The organism is Leifsonia sp. KNZ13-11D (assembly GCF_056754895.1).
In genome coordinates, this window is the sequence record NZ_JBPGWU010000001.1 from 3,448,660 (window position 1) to 3,463,744 (window position 15,085).

Sequence of the window (15,085 nt, forward strand, 5' to 3'; positions counted from 1 at the left end):
GCTGGCTGGTTCTCCAGCGAGATCGGTGTGTGGTGGTGCGCTAGAGCGACTGGGATGCGAGCCACGTCAGGGATGCGTCCGCGACCGCGTGCCATCCGGAGTCCAGGACGAGGGAGTGCCCGCGGTCCGGGAACACTCGGAAGTCGGTGACCGCCTTCGATTCGGCATACAGCTTGTAGGCGGCGTTAGCGACCACTTCCGGGACGGTGTGGTCCTTGCCGCCGGCGATGATCAGGAGCGGGCCTCGATCGGACTTCTTGGTGTCGACGGCGGCGGGAGAGGTCTTGCTGAAGTTGGCCGCCGAGGCCTCGAAGAGCGGGCGTCCCGGGCCAGGGATGGTCCATTGCGAATACAGCGAATTCGACTCGCTCTCGCTGATCGCATTGCCGAAGCCGTAGCGGAACTGCTTGGCGGTGAGAGAGACGGCGCGTTTCTTGTTGGCCGGGTTCTTCAGCACCGGCAGCCCGGAGCGGATCTGGGCAAACGGCAGCGGCTTCACACCCTTGATCTGACCGGGATCGATCGCGATGGCGGCGCGAGCGTCGCCGGAGGCGAGGAGTTTCTGGGCGATGAGGCCTCCGAAGGAGTGGCCGATCACGATCGGCTTCACCGGGAGCGTCGCGATGATCTCGCGGTATGCGGCTGTGATCTCCTCGATCCCGACGCCTGCGAGCCGCGCAGCGTCGGCGCGGGTTTCAGCGACGGTCGCCTTGTCGCCCGGCCATCCGGGAGCGCTTGGCTCGTAGCCGGCCTCACGGAAGAGGTCCAGCCAGGGCTGCCAGGCGCTCGAGTGGATCCATAGACCGTGGATGAAGACGACGGGGGTGGGGGTGGGCATCGCAGATCTCCTTTTTGGATGTAGACTAACTAGTACCTCTACCGAAGCTTGCCGCACAGAACGTCGTGAGCGCAAGCATGGAGTGATGATTCGTTCCTGAGAGAAGCTGAAGGGCGATTAGGGTGAACGGGATGACAACCACGGCACGCGCCACCCGGGGCGGTCCCGCCACGCGGCAGCGGATCATCGACGCCGCAACCGAGCTGTTCTACGCGAACGGGCTCCGCGCTGTCAGCGCTGATCGGATCATCGAGAAGGCGGGCATCACCAAAGTCACCTTCTATCGGCACTTCCCGACCAAAGACGACCTGATCGTGGCCTACCTCGAGAAGCGCGCGGCATGGGAACGCGACGCGGTTCAGGGTGCTCGCGACGCCGCCGGCGATCCGTTGGGAGCCCTCCGGATGATCGCCAGCGGCATCGGCCAGGAGAGCTGTTCTCCCGGCTTCCGTGGCTGTCCCTTCATCAATGCCGCAGCGGAGTATGCCGACGCCGGACACCCCGTCCGGCTCGTCGTCGACATGCACCGACGATGGTTCAGGGATGCGGCCAAGGAACTCCTCGACGAACTCGGCGTGACAGACTCATCCCGCAAAGCCGACCAGCTCATCATGCTCCGCGACGGCGCAATGGTCGCGGGATACCTCGGTGATGCGACCACGGTCGCCGACGCCCTCTGCGCCGCCGGGTACGCCGTCATCCGCCAACAGAACTCGTGAGCACCGAGCCACGCAGCCGTGCGAGGTTCTCTTGACCTGGAGACGGCGTGAGAGCGAGGATCCGTCGAGAGCATCGGCACGCACGGCTTGTCCCGCCGCGGGATGCGAGGCATAGCCCAACCTGACTTCAATGGCAGCGCACTGAGCGCGGCTGGAGAGCGGCCTCGACGGGCGTCGTACCGCGGGTGCGGCCAGAGCGAGGTTCGAGACCGGCCCTCCATCGTTCACCCTGCTCTTCCGGTGTGATGATCGCGCCGTCCAGCGCGGTCGCCCGGGGCGAGGAAGTCTCGGCATGCCGAGTGCGAGCGCGCAGGCGTCGAGTGCCTGGCGCCGCGGCGCTCAACACGGTCGTCGGAGCGAGTTGAATGTGCGGGTTTTATGCGGGGTGGGTGCTGGTCAGGTTAACCAAAAATCCCCCCGGAACCTTGAGATTCCGGGGCTTGTAGCGAGGGCGGGACTCGAACCCCGACACCACGATGAGGTTCCGGTAGAACTCCTAGGTTCACGTAAGGCGTCATTCACTTGATTTTCATCGAGTTTCGGTTGCGCAGACTCGATTTCAGTCGCGTTGAAATCGTTTCGATGTGCGGGATAAGTGCGGGGAATGAGTCGAATGCATGCACACGGCAGCGCAGACCACTCCCTCACGGCTACTATTCCCCGACCGGCGAGACCCAAGCTCCCGCAGCGCTGAGGAGGTCGCCTTGGTAACGGATTGATTCGGACGATTACGCGAACGCCCTCGATCGGTACGCCTGCGAACCTAACCGAGAGGGAAAGGACACATCGTCGCCAGCACCCCTTCTTGGGCCGCCGAAGCGAAATGCACCCCTGAGAACGTTTTGATAGTTGACGTTTGCTCAGTACCGGTGTTGTCTGCTCCTTGGCGCCTCGACGAAGGAGGTGCCCCTGTGCCTGTGAACGGGGTGTGTGGTGCGAGAGTGGATGAACCGGCAACCGGTCTACATCGTCGGCATTCTGATGGGTCTGTTCTTCGGTGTTGGGACGTTCGTGGTGAACGTCAGCATCGGGATCCAGCGGCTCAGCTGGGCCAGCGTTGTCGCCGCCGTGATCGGCGGTGTTCTGTTCGGTGCTGTCATGGCGCTGCTGGTCGCCCGGCAGCGGCGGAAGTCCGGCGGTACCTCGATGGCGCAAACCGTAACGATAGCCGTCAAGACGGGTGAGGTTCCTCGAGGCGCTTCCCCGGATGAGTGGAAGCCGCTGCTGGAGAGGCGACGCCGGCAAGCGAGACTGCTGCGCTGGTTGGGCCCACTGGAGTTCGGTCTGTTCGCCGCCCTGGCCGTCTACCTCATCGTCACCGACAGCTCACGCGTCGTCTTCTGGGTCGCCGCGCTCGGGTTCTTCCTGGGACTGGCCGTCTGGTACCCGATCAACTCGCGCCGACAGTTGCGGACCATCGAGCGGCTGCAGCAACAGCTCTTCAGCGATCCCTCGGCGGCAGGATCCGCTCCCGCTGGCAGGAGTGGCCCGCTATGAACAAGCTCACGGGCGCCCGCCGCGCGGCCGCCGTTGTGGTCCTCGTTCTGGCCCTCGCCTTCTTCGCCGTCTTCCTCGCACTCACCCTGGTCCCAAGGTGATCCGGCCCGACCGCCGAAGCAGGCGAGGAGAAGTGTCGAAAGCGGTGCGTTTCGCTCGTCGTGCTCCTGGTTCTCGCGCTGGCGTTTCTGACCTACTTCGTGTTGTCGCATCCCTTGGGGCATCCATGAGCCTGTTCTGGGCACGACGGACGGTGTTTCCGGCTGCTGATCTGGGGTGCGACTTGTGACCGGTGCGCCGTCGACAAAGCCGTGGTCGATCACCACCCGCCGCGCAGCGTCCGCTGTCGGCAGCCGTCGGCGAAGGTGGTCTGCGCTGCGAGTCACTGAACGATGCGGACGGACACCATGACCGGACAAGGGGACTTCCCTCCGATGAAACCGGTGGGCGCCGATGACGTGCGGCAGCCGCGGAAACCCTGGTGGGTGGTTGCTAGAGGACGCAGCTACGCCCTGTTCCTGGGCATCCTCTACCCGCTGGTCGCAGTGGTCTTCTTCGTCGACTGGTCCGTCAACGGCAGGTGGTGGATTCTTCCGACCGCCGTGTTGTGGCTCCTTCTCGCCGTGGCGGCATGGGCGAGCTACTTCTGGTACCGGAAGGCCGGAACGCCCGGAACCGAGGAGGACCGCAACGAAGGCTGACCAGTCATCGGCTCGGGCCGAACCCGCCACCGCGGGTACCCGCTCCCGGCCGTCATTTCGGCGTAGCGTGGCGCTGTGACAGCACACGGCCCGGAGACCCCAAAGCAGTCACTGACGATGCAGCGAATCGCACTCAACCGGGCCCGCACTCTCGCGATCACCTTCATCGTTATCGGCGCCATGTGGACACTGCTCGCAACGGCACTCGTCTTTTCGGGCGAAAACTTCCAGTTGCATGTCGGTCAGCTCGCCATCGCCATCGCCTTCCTCGTGCTAGGGATTCTGCGGTTTCGGAGCGCGCGGCAGCAGCTGCGGAAGTTCGAGCAGGAGAACGGTCCCGGCGCAGGCGAGCAGAAACCGGTGCGCTGACTTCAGTGGCAGCGGCTAGTGCGCGTGTCGCCACCACGCGGCGGAAGGACGCGGGCCGCTCGACGTGCGGCCGTCTTGTCGGCATCCCACTTGTCCTAGCGCGATCGAGATCCACCGCGCTGCCCGCCGTGAACGGTCACCAGATGGAGAAGCCGCCGTCTATCACGATGTCCGCCCCGGTGACGAAGCTGCTTGCATCTGACGCGAGGTACACCACTGCCCCGGCGATCTCGTCCGGCTGTGCGATGCGATGGAGGGGTGTCTTCTCGAGCCACGAGTTGAGCCGGTCCGGCATCGACCTGCTCACGGCGGTGAGAGCCGTCTCCGTGTACCCGGGAGAAACCGAGTTCACGCGGATGTTGTCGGCACCCCACTCGCCGGCGAGGGAGCGGGTGTAGTGCACGATCGCCGCCTTCGAGGCGTTGTAGGCGGCCTGCCTCTGCGGGTGGTTGACGATGTGCGCTGACATCGACGCGATGTTGATGATCGAACCGGAGCCCTGCTCCAGCATGACGCGGCCCTCCGCGCGACAGCACCGGAAGGTGCCGCTGAAGTTGGTCTCGATCACCCGGGACCATTCTTCGTCGGTGGTCTCCGCCGTCGGCTTGTTCAGGCCTGTCCCCGCACCGTTGACGGCGATGTCAAGCCGCCCCTGAGCCTTCACGATGGTGGCGACGGCGTCGTCCACCGAGGTGGAGTCGGTGACGTCGACAGGGACGTAGGTGGCGCCCAGCTCCTGCGCTGAGCGCTCACCGACCTGCTCGGTGCGTCCGCCGATGTAGACGGTCGCCCCGTTGCGGATGAGACCGGCGCTGACGGCGTAACCGATGCCGGTGGCGCCGCCGATGACGAACGCGACGCGTCCGTCGAGGGAGAAATCGGGACTCGTGGTCACAGTGCCGCCTTGCTATTCGTTGGTCGTCGAGAGGATGTCGTCGAGAACGCGACGCAGGTAGCGGGCGTTGTCCGCCGAGACGGCCAGGCCGTCTCCGCCGTAATTCTCGGCGAGGAAAGGTCCGCGGTAGCCGCAGGCGATCGCGTAGCGCACCGCCATGCGGTAGTCGATGAGACCGGCCTGCAGGGACGTCGGAGTCGTCAGATAGACGTCCGCGTTCGGGTTCTCCGCCCGCGAGTAGTTCTTGACGTGCCAGTAGTTCGCCAGCGGCAGCGTCTTGACGGCCATAGCCTCCCACGGTTCGATCGGCGCCTGGGCGCGGATCAGATTGCCGAGGTCGGGGTTGAGTCCCACGTTGTCACGGTCGATGTCCGCGATGAACGCCACAGCGGAGTCGCAGTCGCCCAGGTACGTGCCCTCGTACAGCTCCAGCGAGATGAGGATGCCCACATCCCGGGCGTGGGAGGCGAGTTCGCGGTAGAGGCGCACCGCCGTGTCCCACTCGCTGCGGTCGTCCGGATTGGTCGGGCCGTCGACGGTCCAGAACCAGGGGATGGCGGTCTGAGCGGGCAGCAGAGCCTCGTGAAGGCCGAGGCAGATCAGCGGTGCGCCGATGGCGGCGGCAGCGTCGATGGCCCGATGGGTGATCGCGAGATTCTCGGTGGCATCCGCCGGATCGATGATGCTCTTCCTCACCACGGATGTGGCACACACGTCGAGTCCGACGTCCTTGAGGACCTCTACCAGGCTCGCGTTCTCGGCCGGGCTCATCTCGCCGATGGGAAGCCAATTGCTCGGGAGCTCGACGGCGGAGAAGCCCTCTCTCACGATCCGGCCCAGCTGTCGCTCCCAGTACGCGGGACCCGCCTCGCGGACCGAGACCCCGGATGGTGTCTCGGACGGGAACTGAAGCATGGCCGAGCCGATCATCCAGCCGTCTGCGGTGAGCCCGTGCCCGGGCGGCAGCGGCGTGGAGTTCATGATGCCGACCGCGGTCTGCCGGTCGATCGGATCGGTCTCGATTCCCAGGGCCAGCGAATCAGCCAATGCGGGCACCTCCGTTGATGTTGTACGTCGCACCGGTGATGTACCCGGCGTCCGGGCCGATCAGGTACTCGATGAGCGCCGCCACCTCGTCCGTGGTGCCGAGCCGGCCGACGGGGAGACCCGCGGTGAAGGCCGGCCTCCGATCGTCGGTGATCTGGCCGCCCATGATGTCGGTGTCGATGACGGCGGGGGAGACGACGTTGACGGTGACGCCTCTCGGAGCGAGTTCCAGCGCGGCGCCGTGGGTGAGACCCTCGATGGCGGCCTTCGAGGCGGCGTACGCAGTGGCGCTGTAGGTGCCGCCCCCGGTCTGCGCCGCGGTGGAGGAAAGGTTGACGACGCGTCCGAGGCCTCGTTCGACCATGCCGGGCACGAAGCGCTTCATCACAAGGAAGGTGCCGGTCGCGTTGACACGCATCACCCGGTTCCACCGTTCGAGGTCGGTGTCCATGAAACTCGTCGGGTCACTGATGCCGGCCACGTTCACGACCGCGACGACGGGTGCGAGTTCCTTCTCCGCGATGGCAGCGCCGGCGTCGATCTGCTGCTCGTCAGTGACGTCGACGACGGAGGTGGACACCTTCACCCCGAGCTCCCTGAGCTCAGAGGCCAACTCGTCGAGCAGGTGCTCCTGAAGGTCGAACAGGGCCAGGTCCCAGCCGTGCTTCGCCAGGCGCCGGGCGACGCTGCGCCCGATGCCGCGTTCGGAGCCTGCCCCCGTCACGACCGCGGTTCTCGCACTCGGAAAGTCCACGGTTGTCATCTGATGTGCTCCCTCTTCCATGGGTGTCGTCGGTCCGACCGCTGTCGGCGGCGGGGATCCCTGCGCCTACGCGGGATCCATGTCGGCTCGGGCGCGCAACCGCACCTGATGAATGTGTGCCCGCATCGCGTCCTGGACCTGAGCCGGGTCCAGCGTCCGTGCGGCCACCAGGATCGCGTCGTGCTCGTCCAGTGCTTCCAGATCGTCGGAGACGCCCTTCTCGGCGTACTGCCGAACGCGGTGGGACTGCCCGTTCAGGGCGCCGGCCATCAGCTCGATGTACGGGTTGGCGGTGTGATCGAAGATCACGCGATGGAAGTCCAGGTCGGCGTCGATGACCGCCCAGGCCGCGTCCTCGGTCTGCGGCGCGACATCCCGGTTCACATGGAACTTCAGCACCGCCTGCCGCTGTGCTGCCAGAGCACGCTCCAGATCGGCGACGAACGACTGGCCGCCCGCTGTCGTCGCCAGCCCCGCCGCACCGACCTCGAGCAGCTCCCGGGCGTCCATCAGATGCTCCAGCTGCTCGCCCGTCAGTGGCGGCGCGATCCGGAACCCTCGCCGCGGCAGGTGCACGACCAGGCCGGTGGCCTCCAGCCGCGCGAGACCCTCCCGCACTGGGGTGGGAGAGACGTTGAGGATTCGGGAGAGCTCCTCGATCCGCAGGGGCGCTCCTCGCTGCAGCTGCCCCCGGGTGACGAGCTGGAGGATCGAGCGATAGACCCGTTCGCTCAACATCTTGGTATCGCCGAGGTCACCGATTCCTGAGGGACTGATTGACATAGCAGTGGACTCTAACGAACTTTCCGAGTTGTCCCGGGGCACGGGAGTCGATGAGGTCGATGTCATTCCGGTTCCGCTCCTGCCAGCGCCCGGAGGGTGGCGAACCCGGGCGTCAGCCGTTCGAGAAGTGGTTGCTCCACTTTGCGCGCCGACACCTTCGCGCCGACATACGATGCTGCCGCCCCGGCCGCACGGAGCGTGTCGCCCACAGCCCGTGTACTCAGCAGCGAGAGGGGTTCGGATCCCTCACCCGAATCGGAGACCGGGAGGTGGGCGTCGGCCCAGGCGCCCCCGAAAGCGGTGGCGACGGGTGCGACGCCGCTGAACATGACGCCGACGAGCGTTCCAGACGTGGCGAGCGAAGCCACCTGCTCCGCGGGAGTGCGCACGTCCCTGCTCTCGATCGTCGAGCGCGCCCAGTTGACGGTGTGGCCGATCGTGCTTCCGCCCTGTTGCCGCGCCGTGTCGACCGCCCTCACCTCGTCCGGCAGCGGGAGAAAGCCCTTCTGCGGCGCCCGGCCGGGGGCGGGGGCGTCGCAGTGCTCGAGTGAGAGGGCGACTCCCTCCCAGTCCCAGCTCAGGATCTCGACCAGCGACCGGGTGAGGGCCTCGGCCGATTCACCCGTCGTTCCGCCTCGCGCGCCGGGCGCCGACTGGAGCTGGATGCCCACGATCGCGTCGGCACCGAGCGCCGCTCGAACGGTGGCTATTTCGGAGCGTGCCTTCGCGATGTCACTGATCGCCTGGCGGCGTGAGTCGTCGTCCGTCGAGGCCAAGCCGTAGGCGGGATCGGTGAGGAGACGGGACGAGATCCCGGACATCGCGGTGACGACCGACGACCATGAGGGGTCCAGCAGCGCAATCAGGCGGTCGATCCCGCCGGGGTGGAGGCCGTCGTCGAACGGCAGCTCCAGACCGCCGACCAGCGGCTCGGCCGCGAGGGCGTCGAACCACGACCGCTCGTCGTCCGGTGTGGATGCCAGATCTGCGGGAGCGGCCGCGTAGGCGCCGAGGATGTGGCTGCTCATGCGAGAACCTCCGGATTGACGACGTGCCGAGGGGTCCGGCCGTGGGCAACGTCGAGCAGCGCTGAGATCGCACTGCCGGCGACCGCGGAGGCGAACTCGTCCGTCCAGCTCAGCGAGTGCGGTGTCAGCACGACGTTCTCCATCGACACGAGCGGGCTGTGCGGGTCGATCGGCTCCTGCTGGAACACGTCGAGCGCTGCGCCGGCGATCCGTCCGCCTTCGAGCGCGGCGATGAGCGCCTCTTCATCGACTACAGAGCCCCGGGCGATGTTCACGAGCGATGCTGTCGGCTTCATGGCTGCGATCCTCGAAGCCGAGATGAGGCCGGCCGTCCCGGAGCCGCCCGCAACGGTGACGATCAGATAGTCGCTCTCGGCCACCACCTCATCGAGCGGCAGCATCGTGACACCAAGGGACGCCGCCAGTGCGCTCTTGTCGGAACGGTTGTAAGCGATCACGGTGACGCCCAGCGCACGGAAGAGCCGGGCGGTCTCGGCTCCGATGTTTCCGAGACCGACGATCCCGACTGTTCGCGAGCCGATGCCGTGGCCCTGCCAGTGCACGCGGTCGTTCCACCGTCCTGATCGCACCAGGAGGTCTTTGGGACGCAGGTTGTGGGCGAGCGCGAGCACCAACGTGAGCGCAGACTGGGCCATCGGCACCATCACGGCATCCGGCGTGTTGGTGAGGACGATCCCGGCCCGCGTGCACGCCGCCACGTCGATCGCGTCGTAGCCCGCTCCGAACCGGGCGACATGCCGCAACCGGACCGAGGCGTCGAAGCTCGACGACTCCAGCCGCTTCCCCCCCAGCATCAGGAGGGCGTCGTAGCCGGCAAGCTGCTCCGGTACGAGCACGTCGCCGTCGACAGGAATGACGTCCCAATCGAGGCCCGCCTCCGTCAGGCGGTCGAGTCCGATGTCGCCGAAGATCGTCGTGCCATCAGGGTCGGCCTGGTCGCCGGTGACGGCGATCCGGTACGCGGGGTGGTCATTCGATGGCCGACGCTCACTGGGTCGCGCTGAATCGCTGGCAGCCATTGAATCCTCCCCTCGTTGGTCGATCTGAATATATAATACACAGATGACATCCCTCTCACAGAGCGACTTCGATGACGAAGTCCGCGAGCCGGCTCCAATGCTGAGAGTGGGGCTCGTCGGTGCGGGTCAGTGGGCGCGTCGTACACACCTGCCGGCGCTCGCGGCGCACCCGCGGGTGGAGCTCGCGGGAATCTGGGGTCGGGACGGCGAGCGCACCCGACAGCTGGCGGACGAATCGCGCACCGAGGCGTTCGATTCGTTCGAGGCCCTGGTCGGTGCGGTGGACATCGTGGACCTCGCGCTGCCCCCCGCAGTGCAGCCGCGCTTCGCCTGCTACGCCGCATCGGCCGGCCGCCATCTGCTCCTGGAGAAGCCGGTGGGCATGAGCGCGAGCGAGGCCGACGACCTCTCGCGGCTGGTGGCCGATCAGCCGATCACGGCGAGGGTGTTCCTCAGCCGCTTGTTCGATCCGAGTCGCCGCGCGTGGCTCCTGGAGAGCGCCGCTCGGCAGTGGAGCACCGCCGAATTCTTCTGGTCTTCAGCCGGGATGCTCGCTTCGACCCCGGCGCCCGCAGCAATCGGCTGGCGAGAGGACGCCGGCGCCCTGTTCGATGTCGGACCGCACGTCATCTCTCAGCTGGAGCTGCTCCTGGGCGAGGTCACGCGAGTCACAAGCGCTGAGGTCGACGGCTCCGGGGCGGTCGGCTTCTCGTTTGTTCACGACGGCGGAGCGACCAGCGCGGCGCATATCGACCTGCGCGTCGACGTCCCATACACGCAGGAGCGGATCGCGCTCGGATCCCCTCGTGACTCCCTTACCTGGAGCAATGACAGCGCTGTGGACTTCCTCGGTTCGTTCTGTCTGCTCATCGACGACCTTCTCGCCGAGCTGGTCGGCGACCGACCTGCGGATGAGGGCATCACCCGCCTGAGCACCGCGGCCGAAGGCGCCAGGGTCGTTGCTGTGATGGAGGAAATCGGTGCTCGTCTGGGAACTGCCGGCCGGGGATGATCGCGGCCTCCTGAAAATTTTCTTGCATCCGACCGGATCGTGATATTATATACAAACAACGATCTCGAAGGGGCGATTGATGTCACAGTCGACTACGCAAATCCCGGCAACCGCCGAGAGGCGGCTCGCGGCGCCGCAGAGCCCGCGGAGACCCGCCGCGAAGAAACGAGCAGTCACGGCCAATGGCCGCCGGCTCCGCCGGCGCATCTGGTCGGCCGTTCCCGTGCTCACGTTCGTCGCCATCATCCTCATCTGGGCGCTCATCGTCTGGGCGTTCAGCATCCCCCAGTATCTGCTGCCCAGTCCGCTCGCCGTCTTCAACGAGCTGGTCAACTCGTGGGGGCTGATCTGGAGCAACGCTCAGACCACGCTGCTGGAGATCGCGCTCGGCTTCGTCATCGCCATCGTGATCGCGATCCCGCTCGGCCTGCTCATCGCGCTCTCCCGCCCGGCGAAACAAATCCTCTACCCGCCTGTCGTGGTGCTCCAGCTGGTGCCGAAGATCGCGATCGCGCCCCTGTTCATCATCTGGCTCGGTCTCGGCATCGAGTCGAAGGTGTTCCTGACCGTGCTGATGTCCTTCTTCCCCCTCCTCATCTCCAGCATCAGCGGGTTCCAGATTCTCGACTCCCGCCTGCTGTACCTCACGAGGTCGATGGGCGCCAGCCAGTGGGAGACCTTCCGGTACCTCCGGTTCCCCGCGGCGCTGCCCGTCATCTTCGCCGGTCTCAAGACCTCGGCGACCATCGCCGTCACGGCGGCGCTCGTGGCGGAGTTCGTCGGATCGACCAAGGGACTCGGTTACCTGCTGCTGCAGGCCACGAACACGTTGAACGTGCCCCAGGTCTTCGCCGTCCTGGTGGTTCTGACGGTGATCGGCATCGTCCTGAACTACATCGTCGAGTTCGCCGAATGGCTGCTGACCCCCTGGCAGCGCGTCAAATACAACTGAGAACTGATCAGCAAGCCCACGGCTGATCGCAGGCCGTCAAGCGCATCACATCCTGCCCATTTCACCGGTCGGCGTGGGCCGACCATCCGAACAAAGGACCTTCCACATGCGTACATCACGCAAACTGGGCATCGGGGCCGGCATCGTCGCCATCGCCCTCCTGCTCGCCGGCTGCTCGGCCGGAACTCCGGCCTCGAAGTCGGAATCAACGGACTCCGGGGCGCCGAAAAGCCTCACCAAGGTGAGCTTCCAGCTCAACAATCCGCCGAACGGGTCGAATTCGGGCTTCGCGGTGGCGGTTGTCGAGGGCTACTACAAGAAGCTCGGACTGGATGTCACGATCGTCCCGGGAACCGGATCGTCGCTGACCGCGCAGCTCGTGTCGTCGGGACAGGCGACCATCGGATACGCGGATTCGACCGCGACCACGCAGCTCATCGCGCAGAACGCGCCGATGACCGTGCTCTCGACCATCTACCAGTCGAATCCGAATGAGGTCATCGCGCTGAAGGACAGCGGCATCACCTCGATCGCCGACCTGAAAGGCAAGACGGTCGGAACTCCGGTGCCCTCGTCGCAGGCGAGCATGCTCCCGCTCTTCCTCAAGGCGAACAAGCTCACCACCGACAGCGTGAATCTGGTGAACCTTCCCCCGACATCGCTGGTGCAGTCGCTGCTGTCGAAGAAGGTGGATGCGATCCTGGGCTCGCTCGACACCTACCAGGTGCAAGCGAACCAGCAGGGCGCGAAGGATCTCTTCACGGCGACCTTCGCTGCGCACGGTGTGCCGACGGTCAGCACGTCGATCTTCGCGTCCAACGACTTCATCACCAAGAACCCTGAGGTCGTCAAGAAGTTCATCGCCGGGTCGCTGCAAGGCTGGAAGGTCGCATCGACCAACCAGTCGAAGGCGATCACCGACCTGAAGAAGCTGTGGGGTGCGACGGCGAGTCCGACCGCGGACCAGGAGCTGAAGGCGATCATCGGCGGCAACCTGCTGTGCGCCGCCGGCGCGAAGTACGTGGGCCAGGCGACCCCGGCCTCGTGGAAGAAGACCCAGGACCTGCTCTCCCAGGCCGGGCTGCTTCCCAAGGGGGTCGACCCCACGAAGTACTACACCAACAAGTACCTGCCGGCGGATTCCGCCTTGCAGGCCTGCCCCATCAAGTAACGCGAGCACGGAAACTGCGGAAGGACGACGACATGAATCACCTGGGTTACACCTACGACGACCTCCATGTCGGTCTGTCCTTCCGCAGTCCCGGCCGCACCATCACCGATGCCGATCTCGTGGGCTTCGCGGGGCTCACGGGCGACTTCTCCGAGCTTCACACGAGCGATGTCTACGCGGAGGCGAGCCAGTTCGGGCGCCGCGTGGCGCACGGGATGCTCGGCCTCGCGTACGCCCACGGTCTGATGTGGGCGCGCACGGGCGAACTTCGGCAGACCGTCATCGCCTTCCTCGGAATCGGCGACTGGCGGTTCATCGCGCCGATCTTCATCGGCGACACGATCTTCGTGAACTACGTGATCGCGTCGATGAGGGACAGCGCCTCCAAACCGACGCAGGCCATCGTCACGTTCGATGTCGAACTGGTCGACCAGGACTCGCGTCTTCTTCAAAAGGGCCAGAAGTCGATTCTGGTCAGCAAGGTTCCTCTGGCCGCCCTCTCGGCCAGCACGGCGGACGTCACCCCCGAAAGGCACAACTCATGAGCACATCGAACCCCGCTCCGACAATCGAGGCGGGCCAGACCGCGGGATCGTCGATCCGCATCGAAGGTGTCACCAAGACGTTCGGTGAGGACACGACCACCCCGTTCGAGGCACTCCGCGCGGTGGACATCGACATCAAACCGGGCGAGTTCGTGTCGGTCCTCGGCCCGTCGGGCTGCGGCAAGAGCACCCTGATGCTGATGATCGCCGGACTGCTGGAACGCACGAGCGGCGAAATCCGCGTGGGCGAGGACTACGTCGACGCCCCCCTCACCGACGTGGGGATCGCGTTCCAGGACCACCTGCTGCTCGACTTCCGCACGGCGGAAGAGAACGTCATGCTCCAGGCGGTCATCCGCAAGCTCCCGAAGGCGGACGTCAAGTCGCGCTCGGACGAGCTGTTCGAACAGCTCCGGCTCACGCACGCCAAGGGGCGCTATCCGAAGCAGCTCTCAGGCGGCATGCGCCAGCGGGTCTCCCTCATCCGGACCTTGGTGCACGATCCGTCGGTCATCCTGCTCGACGAGCCGTTCGGAGCGCTGGACGCGTTGACCCGGCTCCAGGTGCGCACCGACCTCGAGCGACTCTGGCTCCGCCGGCGCCCCACGGTCGTGTTCATCACGCACTCCGTCGAGGAGGCGGTCGGGCTCTCGGACCGCATCTTCGTCATGAGCCCCAGCCCTGGCGAGGTCGTCGAGGAGATCGTCGTCGACCTGCCCCGGCCCCGTCCGATCGTTCTCGGCGAATCCCCCGAATTCGGGCACTACGTCGATCGCATCTACGCACATTTCCAGCGGATGGGCGTGCTCTCGGGAATCGATGTGCCCACCCAGGGCGCCCAGTCGTGACCGCCCGTTTCGACAACCGCGTCGCCGTCGTCACCGGCGCGGCGCAGGGGATCGGGGCGGGGATCGCCGAGCGACTGGCCGCCGACGGCGCGCGCGTCGTCATCGCCGACCTCAACCTCCCTGAAGCCAGGCAGACTGCCGACCGGATCAACGCCGGCGGCGGTTCGGCGGCAGCCGTGGAGTTCGACGTGGCGGACCCCGAGCACTTCGCCACCCTGAACCAATCCGTGATCGACGAATTCGGAGACCCGTTCGAGTACTTCGTCTGCAACGCAGGCGTGCAGACGTTCGCGCGAGCGGTCGACGTGACGGTCGACGAATGGGATCGAGTGCTCGACATCAACGCCCGCGGGACGCTCCTCTCGATGCAGGCTGCAGCATCCATGCCCGCCGGATCGTCGATGGTAGCCATCGCGTCGATCCAGGGCCGCCTCGGCGGCCCCTACTACCCGCATTACTCCGCTTCGAAGGCCGCGGTCCTGAGCCTCGTGAAGTCGTTCGCGCTCGCCCTGGCGGGTTCCGGCATCCGGGTCAACTCCGTCGCACCCGGCATCGTAGACACCCCCCTCTGGGATGAAGCGGACCGCAAGCTGTCCGCGCTGAAGGGCGAGAAGCCCGGCGTCGCCCGCGTCGAGCGGATCGCCTCCGTGCCGCTCGGCAGGGCCGGGACGCCCGCCGATGTCGCCGCGGCCGTCTCGTTCCTGCTTTCCGACGACGCGTCGTACATCACGGGAGAGTGCATCCACGTCTGCGGTGGGGACGTGATGCTATGAGCCGCGCTGCTGCTGATCTTGACGGCCCAGCCTGCAGCGTCGGGATCGGGCTGGGCCCCCGCCGACCGAGCTCCCTGGCGGGCGCCCAGTCCGTGTCGGAGGCC

General features: G+C 66.2%; 17 protein-coding genes. 10 read left to right on the plus strand and 7 right to left on the minus strand.

Annotated elements, in window-relative coordinates; genetic code table 11:
* Positions 1-40: 40 nt before the first annotated feature.
* Positions 41-838 (minus strand): alpha/beta hydrolase, encoded by a 798-nt coding sequence (locus tag ACR9Y5_RS16890; RefSeq protein WP_481299046.1) that lies wholly within the window; start codon positions 836-838, stop codon positions 41-43.
* A 131-nt stretch (positions 839-969) separates the two neighbouring features.
* On the opposite strand from ACR9Y5_RS16890, the gene ACR9Y5_RS16895 reads away from it, so the two are divergent.
* The 4 genes from ACR9Y5_RS16895 (at position 970) to ACR9Y5_RS16910 (ending at position 4,124) form a co-directional block, all read left to right on the plus strand.
* Entirely contained in the window at positions 970-1,557 is a 588-nt protein-coding gene (locus tag ACR9Y5_RS16895) for a TetR/AcrR family transcriptional regulator (RefSeq protein WP_481299047.1), read from the plus strand.
* Between the two features lie 945 nt (positions 1,558-2,502).
* On the plus strand, positions 2,503-3,054 hold the full coding sequence (locus tag ACR9Y5_RS16900) for a hypothetical protein (protein ID WP_481299048.1): 552 nt from the start codon (positions 2,503-2,505) through the stop codon (positions 3,052-3,054).
* Positions 3,055-3,461: 407 nt separating this feature from the next.
* Positions 3,462-3,755, plus strand: coding sequence for a hypothetical protein (locus tag ACR9Y5_RS16905; RefSeq protein ID WP_481299049.1), 294 nt, complete (start codon positions 3,462-3,464; stop codon positions 3,753-3,755).
* A 75-nt stretch (positions 3,756-3,830) separates the two neighbouring features.
* Positions 3,831-4,124, plus strand: a complete 294-nt coding sequence (locus ACR9Y5_RS16910; protein WP_481299050.1) for a hypothetical protein — start codon at positions 3,831-3,833, stop codon at positions 4,122-4,124.
* Positions 4,125-4,260: 136 nt separating this feature from the next.
* Here ACR9Y5_RS16910 and ACR9Y5_RS16915 read toward each other — a convergent pair whose 3' ends face one another.
* The 6 genes from ACR9Y5_RS16915 to ACR9Y5_RS16940 all read right to left on the minus strand — a co-directional run bounded on the left by ACR9Y5_RS16915 (position 4,261) and on the right by ACR9Y5_RS16940 (position 9,680).
* Positions 4,261-5,019 carry an SDR family NAD(P)-dependent oxidoreductase gene (locus ACR9Y5_RS16915; RefSeq protein WP_481299051.1) on the minus strand — a complete coding sequence of 253 codons (759 nt, stop codon included), beginning with the start codon at positions 5,017-5,019 and terminating at the stop codon, positions 4,261-4,263.
* Positions 5,020-5,031: 12 nt separating this feature from the next.
* A complete protein-coding gene (locus ACR9Y5_RS16920) occupies positions 5,032-6,066 on the minus strand; it encodes a sugar phosphate isomerase/epimerase family protein (RefSeq protein ID WP_481299052.1) in 1,035 nt (344 codons plus the stop codon).
* Complete coding sequence (locus tag ACR9Y5_RS16925) at positions 6,059-6,790, minus strand: SDR family NAD(P)-dependent oxidoreductase (RefSeq protein ID WP_481299053.1); 732 nt, start codon at positions 6,788-6,790, stop codon at positions 6,059-6,061. Before ACR9Y5_RS16925 ends, ACR9Y5_RS16920 begins: the two co-directional genes overlap by 8 nt.
* Positions 6,791-6,895: 105 nt before the next feature.
* Positions 6,896-7,612, minus strand: coding sequence for a GntR family transcriptional regulator (locus ACR9Y5_RS16930; protein WP_481299054.1), 717 nt, complete (start codon positions 7,610-7,612; stop codon positions 6,896-6,898).
* Positions 7,613-7,674: 62 nt separating this feature from the next.
* Positions 7,675-8,640: a DUF4862 family protein gene (locus tag ACR9Y5_RS16935; RefSeq protein ID WP_481299055.1), complete on the minus strand. Its 966-nt coding sequence runs from the start codon at positions 8,638-8,640 to the stop codon at positions 7,675-7,677.
* A complete protein-coding gene (locus tag ACR9Y5_RS16940) occupies positions 8,637-9,680 on the minus strand; it encodes a 2-hydroxyacid dehydrogenase (RefSeq protein ID WP_481299056.1) in 1,044 nt (347 codons plus the stop codon). Before ACR9Y5_RS16940 ends, ACR9Y5_RS16935 begins: the two co-directional genes overlap by 4 nt.
* Positions 9,681-9,777: 97 nt before the next feature.
* Here ACR9Y5_RS16940 and ACR9Y5_RS16945 point away from each other — a divergent pair, with 97 nt between their 5' ends.
* The 6 genes from ACR9Y5_RS16945 (at position 9,778) to ACR9Y5_RS16970 (ending at position 14,981) form a co-directional block, all read left to right on the plus strand.
* Positions 9,778-10,692 (plus strand): Gfo/Idh/MocA family protein, encoded by a 915-nt coding sequence (locus tag ACR9Y5_RS16945; protein WP_481299598.1) that lies wholly within the window; start codon positions 9,778-9,780, stop codon positions 10,690-10,692.
* 223 nt (positions 10,693-10,915) lie between these two features.
* Entirely contained in the window at positions 10,916-11,644 is a 729-nt protein-coding gene (locus ACR9Y5_RS16950; protein WP_481299057.1) for an ABC transporter permease, read from the plus strand.
* A 106-nt stretch (positions 11,645-11,750) separates the two neighbouring features.
* The gene (locus ACR9Y5_RS16955; RefSeq protein ID WP_481299058.1) at positions 11,751-12,815 is read left to right on the plus strand and encodes an ABC transporter substrate-binding protein; all 1,065 of its coding nucleotides are present in this window, start codon (positions 11,751-11,753) and stop codon (positions 12,813-12,815) included.
* Between the two features lie 32 nt (positions 12,816-12,847).
* A complete protein-coding gene (locus ACR9Y5_RS16960; protein ID WP_481299059.1) occupies positions 12,848-13,360 on the plus strand; it encodes a MaoC/PaaZ C-terminal domain-containing protein in 513 nt (170 codons plus the stop codon).
* Positions 13,357-14,208, plus strand: coding sequence for an ABC transporter ATP-binding protein (locus ACR9Y5_RS16965; RefSeq protein WP_481299060.1), 852 nt, complete (start codon positions 13,357-13,359; stop codon positions 14,206-14,208). The genes ACR9Y5_RS16960 and ACR9Y5_RS16965 overlap by 4 nt, the downstream gene beginning before the upstream one ends.
* Positions 14,205-14,981 (plus strand): SDR family NAD(P)-dependent oxidoreductase, encoded by a 777-nt coding sequence (locus tag ACR9Y5_RS16970; protein WP_481299061.1) that lies wholly within the window; start codon positions 14,205-14,207, stop codon positions 14,979-14,981. The genes ACR9Y5_RS16965 and ACR9Y5_RS16970 overlap by 4 nt, the downstream gene beginning before the upstream one ends.
* Positions 14,982-15,085 lie beyond the last annotated feature (104 nt).